Source organism: Moritella sp. 36, from assembly GCF_018219415.1.
Classification (GTDB): domain Bacteria; phylum Pseudomonadota; class Gammaproteobacteria; order Enterobacterales; family Moritellaceae; genus Moritella.
In genome coordinates this window covers 4,113,793-4,126,635 of the sequence record NZ_CP056120.1, presented here as the reverse complement: position 1 = coordinate 4,126,635, position 12,843 = coordinate 4,113,793, and the positions used below count along the sequence as shown (strand labels likewise).

General features: G+C 41.4%; 10 protein-coding genes. 9 read left to right on the top strand and 1 reads right to left on the bottom strand.

Translation table 11 applies throughout. The annotated features are described in order from the left end of the window. Positions 1–411 precede the first annotated feature (411 nt). On the top strand, positions 412–891 hold the full coding sequence (locus HWV03_RS18240) for a putative 4-hydroxy-4-methyl-2-oxoglutarate aldolase (protein WP_211672871.1): 480 nt from the start codon (positions 412–414) through the stop codon (positions 889–891). A 93-nt stretch (positions 892–984) separates the two neighbouring features. On the opposite strand, the gene aceK is transcribed toward HWV03_RS18240, so the two are convergent. Further along, complete coding sequence (gene aceK, locus HWV03_RS18235) at positions 985–2,709, bottom strand: bifunctional isocitrate dehydrogenase kinase/phosphatase (protein ID WP_211677166.1); 1,725 nt, start codon at positions 2,707–2,709, stop codon at positions 985–987. 330 nt (positions 2,710–3,039) lie between these two features. Here aceK and thrA point away from each other — a divergent pair, with 330 nt between their 5' ends. From thrA to HWV03_RS18195, 8 genes are all read left to right on the top strand, one after another. Beyond that, positions 3,040–5,499, top strand: coding sequence for a bifunctional aspartate kinase/homoserine dehydrogenase I (gene thrA / locus HWV03_RS18230; protein ID WP_211677164.1), 2,460 nt, complete (start codon positions 3,040–3,042; stop codon positions 5,497–5,499). 2 nt (positions 5,500–5,501) lie between these two features. Continuing rightward, the gene (gene thrB, locus HWV03_RS18225) at positions 5,502–6,458 is read left to right on the top strand and encodes a homoserine kinase (RefSeq protein ID WP_211677162.1); all 957 of its coding nucleotides are present in this window, start codon (positions 5,502–5,504) and stop codon (positions 6,456–6,458) included. Positions 6,459–6,613: 155 nt separating this feature from the next. After that, positions 6,614–7,903, top strand: a complete 1,290-nt coding sequence (gene thrC / locus HWV03_RS18220) for a threonine synthase (protein WP_211677160.1) — start codon at positions 6,614–6,616, stop codon at positions 7,901–7,903. A gap of 211 nt (positions 7,904–8,114) precedes the next feature. Then, positions 8,115–8,831 (top strand): siderophore ferric iron reductase, encoded by a 717-nt coding sequence (locus HWV03_RS18215; protein ID WP_211677158.1) that lies wholly within the window; start codon positions 8,115–8,117, stop codon positions 8,829–8,831. Positions 8,832–9,048: 217 nt separating this feature from the next. After that, positions 9,049–9,816, top strand: a complete 768-nt coding sequence (locus tag HWV03_RS18210; RefSeq protein ID WP_211677156.1) for an ABC transporter ATP-binding protein — start codon at positions 9,049–9,051, stop codon at positions 9,814–9,816. A gap of 65 nt (positions 9,817–9,881) precedes the next feature. Next, positions 9,882–10,772 carry an iron-siderophore ABC transporter substrate-binding protein gene (locus HWV03_RS18205; protein WP_211677155.1) on the top strand — a complete coding sequence of 297 codons (891 nt, stop codon included), beginning with the start codon at positions 9,882–9,884 and terminating at the stop codon, positions 10,770–10,772. A 3-nt stretch (positions 10,773–10,775) separates the two neighbouring features. Beyond that, on the top strand, positions 10,776–11,699 hold the full coding sequence (locus tag HWV03_RS18200) for an iron chelate uptake ABC transporter family permease subunit (protein WP_211677154.1): 924 nt from the start codon (positions 10,776–10,778) through the stop codon (positions 11,697–11,699). Beyond that, on the top strand, positions 11,699–12,808 hold the full coding sequence (locus HWV03_RS18195; protein ID WP_211677153.1) for an iron ABC transporter permease: 1,110 nt from the start codon (positions 11,699–11,701) through the stop codon (positions 12,806–12,808). The genes HWV03_RS18200 and HWV03_RS18195 overlap by 1 nt, the downstream gene beginning before the upstream one ends. Positions 12,809–12,843 lie beyond the last annotated feature (35 nt).

Sequence of the window (12,843 nt, the reverse complement as noted above, 5' to 3'; positions counted from 1 at the left end):
AATTAACCAGTGTAATTATAAGAATAAAGGTAAAAATTATTTTGATTAATATTTTTTGTTCGTTAATTTTAGTACTAAATAAACAGACCTGTTATGGTTTATCGCGTTTCTATTTTATGTTGATGCGGTGTTTTAGTTTGAATTTATCTATATGTCAGTTGTTTAGATGAGTGACTTTGGTTTATTAAAGTGTTCTGTTATTGAACAGGTTTTTTGTCAGTAAAATGTAATCAAATTACAAACTGGTAAGTTTTATCTATAATTAATGATTAATGTATTTACTTTGTTAATTAATTATAGATTGAAATAATTGATTTGCGCTAATGTGTTAGCAGTTGTAGTAAGTATCGTTTCACGTAACATAGTTACTGGAATATGAGATATATACAATAACGACTCTAAGGATGGACTATGTTAGACCTGTTACCTGATCTGTGTGATCAGCATTTTAATCAATTGTCTGTAATGGACCCTATTTTTCAAAGTTATGGTAAAGCGATTATTTTTAGTGGCCAAGCGGTAACGGTTAAATGTTTTGAAGATAACTCGCTTGTTAAAGAACTTGCTGGTACGCCAGGAGAAGGACGTATTTTAGTGGTTGATGGCGGAGGCTCAACACGACGTGCGTTACTCGGTGATATGATTGCCGAAAATGCAGTGAAAAATGGCTGGGCTGGTTTCGTTATTTATGGTGCAATTCGTGATGTTGCGACTATTAATACGCTTGAATTAGGGGTTAAAGCGATAACGGCTTGCCCTGTTAAAACAGAAAAACGTGGCTTAGGTGATGCGGGTATCGATTTGCACTTTGCTGGTGTGAGCATTGCCGAAGGTGATTATATCTATGCCGACTTAAATGGTGTAGTGGTGGCTAAAGAACCACTTCTTTAGGTGTCTGTATTCGCGGTGAAGATAGGGGTGAGGTTAATCGATTATTAACCTCACCCCTTTTTATTTATTTACCCACCCATCTATCTAGATTACTTATTCATCTCGGTTAAAACGTCGTGCTCGGCGATAAGGGAATACATCGCTGTATTTACCACGATTAATATTGTTTTGCAGTCCCTTCCAATAATCGGCGTCAAGCAGATCAGAATGGTATTTTTTAAAGAGCTTGTTAATTTCTGGTCGAGATAATAAGAAGGTCTCAAACTCCTCAGGGAATACATCGTTGGGAGCGACGGCAAACCAAGGTTCAGCCAGCATCATGTCTTCTGGATAGCGTGGTGGCGGAATGTAGCGGAAGTTAACTTCATGCATATATGAGATCTCATCATAATCGTAAAAGATCACGCGATTATGTCGGGTCACACCAAAATTTTTAAACAGCATATCACCGGGGAAAATATCTGCTGCCGCAAGTTGTTTGATAGCATTGCCGTATTCATCGATAGCATTATCAAGCTCTTCTTCATTTGCTTGTTCGAGATACATATTGAGCGGGATCATCTTACGCTCAATATAAAGATGTTTGATCACCACTTTACTGTTGGTTAATTTTATAATTGAAGGGGCGACAGCTAACAATTCGTCGAGCAGTTCTTGACTGAAGCGATCCTTGGGAAAAGCAAAATTTTTAAATTGTTGAGTATCTGCCATTCGACCAACACGATCATGGGATTTTACGATCTGATACTTTTCTTTTACGGTCGCATGATCGATTTGTTTGGGTGGTGCAAACTCATCTTTAATGAGCTTAAATACCACATCATAAGAGGGTAGAGTGAATACGCTCATCACCATACCTTTAATACCTGGGGCAATAATGAACTTATCATCAGAGTTATCTAAGTGCTTTATATAGTGGCGGAATAGCTCTGTTTTTGCATGTTTTTGGCAACCAATGGCAGAGTAGATCTCAAAGTTAGTTTTATGCGGGATCATCGGTTTTAAAAATTGTACAATGGCGCCAGGTTCTGGTGCATAAACAAAGAAATAAGCACGGGCAAAGCCAAATAGAATACTGGTTTCTTCTTTTTCAAAAATGACCGTATCTAAATAAATCTCATTTTCTTCGTTATTTAAAATCGGAAATACCAACGGGTACATGTGTCCATCAGCAAAGATCTTACCCATAAGGTAAGCGCCTTTATTACGATAAAATACTTCGTTAAGCATGTGCACTTCGATGTGTTCGGCTTCGGTGAGTTGTTTTGGCGCATGTTGGTTAAGGTAATCCACGACATTAGCAAGGTCCCTGTCCAAGTTCTCCCATCGAGCCGTAAACGTATAACCACCAATGATCTTACGTAAGATCACCGAAAAGTTTCCGCCTCGGGTATAGCTGCGATAAAAATTATTCGGATACCCTGGATCTCTAACGCGATTAGCATTAGTAATAAATAGCTGTTCTTTATATATATTGGTATGTTTAAAGACACGGCGATAAACAGAGTTAAAGAAGCTTTCGGCAATTTCAAAATTTGGGTAATGCTGTAATAGCGCTTCGTACTCTCGCTTAATCCCTTGCAGGAATATTTTATTCGCTTCCGTTTCCGCCGCAAGATCTTGCATTTTTTGAGCTGTCTTACCGACGTGGTAATCATAAAGGCTAATACGTTTTTTCGCTGCGATTTGCACACCATGCCAATCCGCGTTTTCAAAACGTAATTTTGCACCACGCGTGACTTCTAAAAAGCGGCTATAAAAAGCATCAAACGATTCTAATAACGACCCCGCTATTTGCGCTTCTAAAACTTTTTCCATACAACAAATCCTTGGACTTAAGATAAGCCTAAATATCGCAATCTTTTTACATTATTTCAACATGTTTAAATCCTTTTATCTATGTATAGTGAAACAACTAAATATATTTTAAACTTGATTTGGCTCTCATTTTTTGATATTGCTATAGGTATTGAAATTATTAACAGATTTATTAAATATTATTATGACTTATTGCTTAGCGTTCATTACCACCACGATTATTAACACTGTTATTACAACGGTGGGATGACACGTAGGGCTAAGACAGAAATGATAAAAGAGCCCGTTACCATTTGGAACGGGCTTTTTTGTATCTACAAGGAGCAAAGGATGCGAGTTTTAAAATTTGGTGGAACATCGTTGGCAAACGCTGAACGATTTGCCTGTGCAGCAGATATATCTGTGAGTAAGATTGAGCAATCACAGGTAGCATTGGTGTTGTCTGCACCAGCAAAAGTGACCAATAATTTGGTTGCCGCTGTGCAACAAACGGTTCGTGGCCTTGATGCGGAGTCATCACTGGAAGAAATCGAAGGGATATTTAAGGCGCTCGTTGCAGGCCTAAAAGTTCAATACCCTAATTTTAATGATGTGGTTGCATTAACGCAGGTAACAACATCATTAGCGACATTAAGAGAATACTTATATGGCGTAAAGCTGTTATCGCAGTGCCCTGAAAATATTGAAGCAAAGATTTTATGTACCGGTGAAAAGCTGAGTATTGTTTGTATGGAGCAACTGTTATTAGCCCGCGGCTTTAAAGTTGAAGTGATTGTTCCGCAAGACAAGCTAGTAGGAAAGGGCTGTGTACTAGAAGCCACTGTGGATATTGACGCTTCTCGTACTCGTTTTGAACAAGATCCAATTAAGACTGACTATATTTATTTAATGCCAGGCTTCACTGCGGGTGATGAACAGGGCAATACAGTTGTACTTGGCCGTAATGGTTCTGATTATTCTGCTGCGGTATTAGCGGCGTGCCTGTATGCTGACTGCTGTGAAATATGGACTGACGTAGACGGTGTTTACGCTTGTGACCCACGCTTAGTAAAAGATGCTAAATTACTTAAAACATTAAGCTATCCAGAAGCAATGGAATTGTCTTATTTTGGCGCGAAAGTATTGCATCCAAAAACGATAGCACCGATTGCTCAGCACCACATTCCTTGTTTGATTAAGAATACTAAAAATCCAGAAGGTGAAGGCACTCTAATCGGCGGGTTAATGTCAAAAACCCAAGCCGAAGTTAAATCATTATCAGAGCTTAGTGGCATGACCATGATTAACGTATCCGGTCCGGGTATGAAAGGTATGGTTGGCATGGCGGGTCGTATTTTTGAAACCGTATCACGCGCTGGTGTATCCATTGCCCTTATCACGCAATCATCATCAGAATACAGCGTTAGCTTCTGTATCCACAGTTATGATGCAGGTAAAGCTAAACTGGCACTGAATAACGAATTTACGTTAGAGATCAGTAATCAGTTACTTGAACCTATCGAAATGCGTGATGGTTTAGCTATTGTATCGCTGGTTGGTGATGGCATGCGTAAAGCCAACGGTATTGCTGCGCGTTTCTTTATGGCATTAGCACAAGCATCAGTGAATCTTGTTGCCATTGCGCAAGGTTCATCAGAACGTTCTATTTCTGCGGTTATTGATGAAAGCAAAGCCAATGAAGCGATTAAAGCATCACACAATATTTTCTTTGGTAAACAACAATACATTGACCTGTTCTTATTAGGGTGTGGTGGTGTAGGTGCGGCATTAGTCGAACAAATCAAACGTCAAAAAGAATTTTTAGCAGAACGTCATATTGAGATCCGTGTCTGCGGTATCGCTAACAGTCGCCAGATGTTACTCGACTCAGAAGGGTTATCATTAACACATTGGGCTGATGATCTTGCTGCCAGTAATTCTGAATTCTCACTAGCAGCACTGGAAAATTTGGTTAAAAATAGCCACATCATTAACCCAGTGATTGTTGATTGTACCAGTAATGATAATCTTGCTAGTCAATATGTTGATTTCTTGGGGAGTGGTTTCCACGTTGTTGCGGCGAACAAAAAAGCCAATACCATGAGCATGGATTATTACCACGAGCTGCGTTTAACGGCATTAAAAACCCGCCGTCGTTTCTTATACGATACTAACGTAGGTGCAGGTCTACCTGTGATTGAAAATCTGCAGAATCTATTGAGTGCGGGTGATGAACTAGTATGCTTCAACGGTATTTTGTCAGGTTCTATGTCATACATCTTTGGTAAATTAGACGAAGGCATGAGCTTCTCGCAAGCAACGGCACAAGCACGTGACAATGGCTTTACAGAACCCGATCCACGTGAAGATTTAAGCGGCATGGATATCGCGCGTAAATTATTGATTATTGCACGTGAAGCGGGTATGGATTTAACCTTAGACCAAGTTGAAGTTGAAGAAGCAATCCCTGCTGACTTTGATGCAACGGGCACTAATGAAGAATTTATGGCGAACCTACCAAAAGCAGATGCGTACTTTGCTGATTTGCAAGCGTCCGCTGCAGAGGAGGGTAAAGTATTACGCTATATTGGCCAGATTGAAGATGGTAAATGTAAAGTATCAATTACCGCGGTACCAGAATCTGATCCGCTGAATAAAGTCAAAGATGGTGAGAATGCATTAGCATTTTACAGCCGTTATTATCAGCCAATCCCAATGGTATTACGTGGTTATGGTGCAGGTTCTGAAGTGACTGCAGCGGGCGTATTTGCCGATGTATTACGTACCCTTAATTGGAAGCAAGAGGTTTAACCATGAGTATAGTTGTATTCGCACCAGCATCGGTTGCAAATGTAAGTGCAGGTTTTGATGCATTAGGTTTCCCGATTGCTCCGATTGATGGTTCGCTCATCGGCGATAAAGTATTTATTACCGATGCGGATTCGGCATTCAGCTTAGCCTCTAGTGGTCGTTTTAAGCATAAGTTACCTGATGATTACCGTGAAAATATCATCTATGATTGTTATCTTGGTTATGCCGCCGCGTTAGAAAATCGTGGTTTGAAGATCAAAAATATCGCCATGGAGTTAGAAAAAAACTTACCGATTGGTAGTGGTCTAGGATCAAGTGCGGCGTCAATTGTCGCAGGACTAGAAGCACTGAATGAATTTCATGATAACACCCTCGATGAGCATGACATGGTGTTATTAATGGGTGAACTTGAAGGTAAAATTAGTGGTAGCGTACATTATGATAATGTCGCGCCTTGTGCATTAGGTGGTATGCAATTAATGCTGGGTGAAAATGGGGTCGTGAGTCAACCTGTGCCTTGTTTCGATGAATGGTATTGGGTTGTTGCTTATCCGGGTATCAGCATCTCGACGGCTGCAGCGCGTGACATCTTACCAACAGAGTACAGCCGTGGTGATTGCTTAACTTATGGTCGCCACTTAGCTGGATTTATCCATGCTTGTTATAGCAAGCAACAAGACTTGGCTGCTGCGATGTTGAAAGATGTGATTGCAGAACCGTACCGTGCTCAGCTTATTCCTAAATTTGATGAAGTGCGTGACTATGCTAAAGAACTAGGCGCATTAGCAACGGGTATATCTGGCTCTGGCCCGACGGTATTTAACGTGATGACTGACTTAGCGCAAGCTGAAAAACTAAAAGCTTGGCTAGACGCTAACTTTATCCAAAACGGTGATGGTTTTAGCCATATCTGTAAACTGGATAAACAAGGCGCACGTGTTGTGGGTACGGCACTGTAATAGACAGTTAAAAGTGAGCTTACAACAAATAGTAAATACACTGCGCGTTGCACTTATTACTTGGATCCAAGTGGCAAGGGTTATATGCTCTTATTCAGTTAAGACCATAGTTATCACGCAGGTTGCACCAATAATGTTTTAGGGAATGAACAACAATGAAATTATACAGTATTAAAGATCACGCAGAGACAGTTAGCTTTGCACAAGCAGTAAAACAAGGCATGGGTAAAAACCAAGGTTTGTTCTTTCCGAGCGAAATTAATCCGATAGACGATATTGATGCTTTACTAGAGATGAACTTAGTCGACCGTAGTCGCGTTATTTTACAATCACTGATCGGTGATGAATTTAGCGAACAAGAATTACATGACATTGTTGCAAGTGCGTTTAACTTCCCTGCGCCAGTAACGAAAGTGAACGACAAGATCAGTGCATTAGAATTATTCCACGGTCCAACATTGGCGTTTAAAGACTTCGGTGGTCGTTTCATGGCACAGTGCCTGTCACGCTTAAGTGCTAATAAAGGGTCGGCTGGTGAAAAGATCACGATTTTAACCGCGACATCAGGCGATACGGGTGCCGCTGTAGCACATGCCTTCTATGGTATGGATAATATCGAAGTAGTGGTGATGTATCCAAAAGGTAAGATCAGCTTCTTGCAAGAACAGATGTTCTGCACGCTTGGTGGTAATATTCGCACTATCGCGATTGATGGTGACTTTGATGCCTGTCAGGCATTAATGAAGCGATCATTTGATGATGCAGAGCTGCGTCAGGCAATTGGTCTTAACTCGGCTAACTCAATCAATATTAGTCGTCTAATGGCACAAATCTGTTATTACTTCGAAGCATTCGCACAACTGCCAAAAGCACAGCGCGCACAAACAGTAGTATCAGTGCCAAGTGGTAACTTTGGTAACCTGACTGCAGGTCTATTAGCAAAAACATTAGGCTTACCAGTTAAACGCTTTATTGCCGCGACGAATATCAATGATACTGTGCCGCGTTATTTAGAAAGCGGTGAGTGGGATCCAAAAGCAACGCAAGCAACCTTATCCAATGCGATGGACGTAAGCGTACCAAGCAACTGGCCACGTATCGAAGAACTAGCACGTGTTAAAGGGTGGGACTTGTCTGAACTCGCATCTGACTTCCTATCTGATGAAGATACTAAACAAGCTGTTGTCGCGTTAGATGAACAAGGTTACTTATGCGAACCGCATGGTGCAATTGCCTATGACCGTTTAAGTGTACAGCTGAGCGAAGATGAATTCGGTTTATTCCTATGTACTGCGCACCCTGCGAAGTTCAAAGAATCAGTTGAAGAGATTCTAGGTCGTGATATTGGTTTGCCACAAGAACTTGCTGATTGTGCCGACAAGCCAAATCTATCTGTTGATATGGCAGATGACTTTGAGGCATTACGTGCATTTTTAATGGTGTAGTCTAACGCTAAAGCGATTAATTATTCACATTTTATTATTAAGGTCTTAATCGGTATTTCTGGTTAAGACCTTTTTTTCAAATTGAAAATAGCAATAAGGCTTATAATGCAGGCCCCAAAACCATGTGTAATTGATAATCATTTGCATTGTGGTATTCAAGTGGTTATTCTAGTTTTTATTTACAGCTAATTGATATTGTGTATTAATTCTTATGCAAAATAGTGAATATTTTGAAGTACTCTTTCAGTCATCTAAGCAAGTGACACCTTACTTATCTGGGCAGTTAGCAGCAGATAACGGAGAAGGTATCCACATTTCACGTCAGAACAGTGGCGTTATCCAACAGCTTTATTGGCAATTGTCCGAATCCTCAAAAGAAGCCGGAAGCGCTTATTGGTTAACGCGAACCTGGGATCTTCTCTGCTGGCAACCCATCTATATTGCTTTTATTTCTGTTTATAAATTAAAAGCGATTCCTGATATTAAAAATGTGAGTCAATCTATTCAATCGGGATTTATTTCTGGATTTACATTCCATACATCAGATCTTATCTTTGGTTCTAACGAAGAGTTGATCTCATCGATTGGATTGCAATTAAGCGCACTATTTGAGTCATATCGTGAAGAGCTATCCCAATGGACTCGTATTCGCCCCGGATTCACCAAACATTTAATTGCCGATGGTTTACTCAATTGCATCATAAAACTGCAAGCACAGGCCCCTGCATTATCTAATGCGTATTTTCAGACGCAAGCTAAATTGTGGTTAGCTGCTTTTGAGTTACCAGATAAGCATTTATCCGGCTTGCAAGTTGACCTTACCACCAATAAGCTAAAATTGATCCGTACCAGCTGCTGCTTAGTTTATAAATGCGAAGGTCGCAATCTATGTGCAGATTGCCCGCGTCACCCCAGTAATAAGCGTTAATTTACGCATTCTTACCACCTAGTATTTTCTTGGAAATTGGCATAAATGTAATCGCTATAATGCTACTCGACAATATAATACAAATATAAATAGTGGGCAGGCTGAAAGAATCGGTATATCCTACTAACCATCAATCGTAATGAAAATAATTATCATTACTGGGTGTTTATGTTAGAGTTCAGTTAATCACTTATTAATAAATAGCTTACTTCATTTTATGTATCAACTTATCGATGCGTCGTTTGAAATTGGCGGGAAACCGATCCTGCATTCAACGAACCTGGTCTTTACTAAAGGTAAAGTCACGACCTTACTTGGTCATAACGGCTGTGGTAAATCGACGCTCATTAAATTACTCAGTCGTCAGAATTCCCCGACTCAAGGCCGTGTACTGTTTGATGATCAAGCCGTTCATCATTTGTCTCATCAAGACTTTGCGCTTAATGTTGCTTATTTACCGCAACACCCACCAATCACGGATGGCGTAACTGTTCGAGAATTAGTGTGCTTTGGTCGATATCCCTGGAAAGGGGCATTTGGCCGATATAGCAAAAAAGATCACCAGCTGGTGGATGATGCGATAGAGAAAGTTGGGCTAAGTACGTTTAGCGATCGCTTTGTTGCGACTTTGTCTGGTGGCGAACGTCAAAGAGCATGGGTGGCGATGTTATTGGCTCAACAAAGTCAGTGTATCTTGCTCGATGAGCCTACGTCAGCTCTGGATGTTGCACACCAATATGAATTATTAGCCCTGATCCGAAATTTGAATGAAACCTTAGGATTAACCGTCATTATGGTGCTTCATGACATTAATATGGCGGCAAAATTTAGCGACCAGCTTATTGCTTTACATTCAGGAAAAGTGATTGCACAAGGTACGCCTAGTGAGTTAATGACTCCTGCGATATTACAAAAAATATATGGTATGGAATTGGCTTTGTTTGCGCATCCGAAAACGGGTCAGCAGATAAGTTATATTCCTTAATCTCATGTTTTTAACCCTCATGTTTTATAGAGCATAAACATGGACGAACAGCTAGGAACACACCCTTGAATAAAATTATTGGTTTCATTATTACCTTATGTATTTTTTCGGTTCAGGCTGTAGAAATTAAACATGAACTTGGTATTACTCACCTTGAACAAACGCCAAAAAAAGTGGTGGCGTTAGATTGGGCGCTTGCCGAAACGGTATTAAGTCTCGATGTTATGCCACTGGGTGTCGCGGATGTTAAAGGCTACCAAACTTGGGTGACGGAGCCTGAGCTTAATGGTTCTGTGATCGATGTGGGCTCACGAAGAGAGCCTAACTTAGAGTTACTGACAGAATTACAACCTGATGTGATACTGATTAGTCAGCACATGGTTGCAGCCTATAAACAACTCAGTGAGATAGCCCCGACCTTAGTGTATAGCGTCTACAACAATGACAAAACACCGCTTATTTCAGCAACACAGATCACGACACAACTCGGTCTATTACTGGATAAAGAAAAACAAGCCAAACAAGTCATTACAGAAACACAGCAACGATTAAAGGCGAATGGCAATAAAATTAGGCGTATGCAAGCTAACAAGAACCCGTTGATGTTTATTCGGTTTATTAATGACAAAACGGTTCGGATTCACGGTGCTGGCTCCTTAGCGCAGGCAACTATTGAAGAAATGGGACTTGTTAACGCTTGGCATGAGCAAAGCAATTTGTGGGGATTTACGACTGCAGGCATCGAAAAACTAGCAGAGCACCAGCAAGCAAACGTGTTGATTTTTGGCCCATTAAAGGTGGCAGAAAGAAAGCAGTTAACTCAATCTGCATTATGGCAAGCGATGGCATTTACCCGCACAGATTCAGTGTTTGAGCTTCCTGCTATTTGGACGTTTGGTGGACTTGTTTCTGCGCAACGATTTAGCGACCATATTACTCAGCAACTCATTAAGTAATCGATGAATACATTTCCTCTATTTAGCACTTCAAAATTTAATGCCTCAAAACAGCAAGGCATGTGGTGGCGTTTTTTTCTTTGCTCACTCATTGCTGCGATATTGCTGAGTTTACTGCAATGGACCGCGCCTTATTCGCAAGGGTTGAGTTTATTGTGGCAAACGGTGTTTCATTATGACGCGAGCAATTATCAGCATCTTATTACCCACCTTACTTATCTACCCCGTTTAGCGATAGCGGTATTATGCGGTTTTGCATTAGCGGTCGCAGGCTGTGTGATGCAGTTTGTACTACGTAATCCAATCGCTTCTCCGACGACCCTAGGTGTTGCTGCTGGTGCCGAATTAGGGTTAGTGCTAGGCATCTTATTTTTGCCCGTTAATAGTAGTATTAATGGTTTTATTCCGGCTTTCTTAGGCGGGGGGCTAGCAACGTTATTGGTATTTTTATTATCGGCCAAGCGTGGGTTTTCTCCTGTGCATATGGTTTTGGCTGGTATGGTGATCAGTTTATTTTTTGGTTCACTCAACACCATGTTATTGCTATTGAATGAACAAAAATTAGCAGGTGTATTTGTGTGGGGGGCGGGGACATTAAACCAAAATGATTGGTCGAGTGTTATGACGGTATTACAGCTTATTACGCTACCCATTATTGCTGTATTGTTACTTTCTAGGCCCTTGTCAGTATTACAATTAGGAGACACTGTTGCTTCTTCTATTGGTATTAACATTAAGCAAATTAAAGTGATTTCATTGACGCTAGCGATATTTATTACTGCGGCAGTGGTCAGTGAAGTGGGTTTAATTGGCTTTATTGGCATTGTCGCCCCGGCCGTAGCACGACTGTGCGGGGCGAGAAAACTCACCGCTCAGATCCTTGTTAGCGGTGTGACTGGCAGTTTGATGCTGTTACTGGCAGTTTGATGCTGTTACTGGCAGACCTGATTGTACAGCCATTCTCTGGTGCTGGAGGGGCGTTACTGCCGACCGGTGCAATGACGGCATTATTGGGCGCCCCTTTTTTACTTTGGTTATTAAATCGAAAGTTATTGCAATCGGATCTTAAGTCGAGAGAGACGAGTCAAATAACATATCAGCACAGGAATATCCAAAAGATATTATTTCCGCTTGGTATCCTCGTGATTGTCTGCTTTGTGGTGGCTTTAGTTGTCGGTAAAAACCAAACGGGCTGGATGATGTCATTTAACACTTCAGTCATGGAACTTCGATTGCCAAGAGTACTTGTTTCTCTTTTCGCGGGCATTGGTTTGGCTATTGCGGGAACAGTCATTCAACGGGTCTCGACGAATCCAATGGCAAGCCCTGAAATATTAGGGATTAGCTCTGGCGCGGCGTTAGCGTTAGTGCTTGGCGCATTGTTTGGTGTGACGGTTGAAAGGTATGAGCAAATGTTACTTGGCACCTTCGGGGCGTTTACTGTCACTGGGGTTATTTGGTTGATGGGGCGAAAACATAATTTTGCGCCAGCGCAAATGTTATTAACGGGGATCGCGCTGAGCGCAGGACTCGATGCTTTCTTACGCATTGCAATGTCATCAGGGCAAGATAACGTGACAGCATTGTTAACTTGGCTGTCAGGCTCGACGTATTTGGTCAGCATGAGTGATGTGTATCTATTAGGTGCGGGTGTGGCCTTGTTTTCCGGCATTGCTTTTTTGAATCATCGGCGCTTAGACCTGGTTGGTCTTGGGGAAATTACCGCGACCAGTATTGGATTGGATTGCCGCAAAGTGCGTTTGCTCTTATTGCTTCTGGTGGCCGCGTTGACAACCTTGTGCACCATTATTATTGGGCCTCTGAGTTTTATTGGCTTGTTAGCCCCACACATGGCGCGATCGCTTCATCAGTATCGGGCATCTCATCAATTGTTAACGGCCAGTCTATTAGGCGGATGCTTGATGATCCTCGCTGATTGGGTTGGACGAACCTTCTGGTTCCCGTGGCAATTCCCGGCAGGATTATTGGCTTCGTTGATTGGTGGTGCGTACTTTTTGTATCTGATGAGGAAATAGTGATTGGTTGGATTTCTGAGTCTTAAGTCGGCGAA

Excerpts from the sequence above, each read along its gene's own strand:
- HWV03_RS18240 (WP_211672871.1), top strand. The coding sequence starts at position 412 with ATGTTAGACCTGTTACCTGATCTGTGTGATCAGCATTTTAATCAATTG.
- thrB (WP_211677162.1), top strand. The coding sequence starts at position 5,502 with ATGAGTATAGTTGTATTCGCACCAGCATCGGTTGCAAATGTAAGTGCA.
- HWV03_RS18200 (WP_211677154.1), top strand. The coding sequence starts at position 10,776 with ATGAATACATTTCCTCTATTTAGCACTTCAAAATTTAATGCCTCAAAA.
- HWV03_RS18210 (WP_211677156.1), top strand. The coding sequence starts at position 9,049 with ATGTATCAACTTATCGATGCGTCGTTTGAAATTGGCGGGAAACCGATC.
- thrC (WP_211677160.1), top strand. The coding sequence starts at position 6,614 with ATGAAATTATACAGTATTAAAGATCACGCAGAGACAGTTAGCTTTGCA.
- HWV03_RS18195 (WP_211677153.1), top strand. The coding sequence starts at position 11,699 with ATGCTGTTACTGGCAGACCTGATTGTACAGCCATTCTCTGGTGCTGGA.
- aceK (WP_211677166.1), bottom strand. The coding sequence starts at position 2,709 with ATGGAAAAAGTTTTAGAAGCGCAAATAGCGGGGTCGTTATTAGAATCG.
- thrA (WP_211677164.1), top strand. The coding sequence starts at position 3,040 with ATGCGAGTTTTAAAATTTGGTGGAACATCGTTGGCAAACGCTGAACGA.
- HWV03_RS18215 (WP_211677158.1), top strand. The coding sequence starts at position 8,115 with ATGCAAAATAGTGAATATTTTGAAGTACTCTTTCAGTCATCTAAGCAA.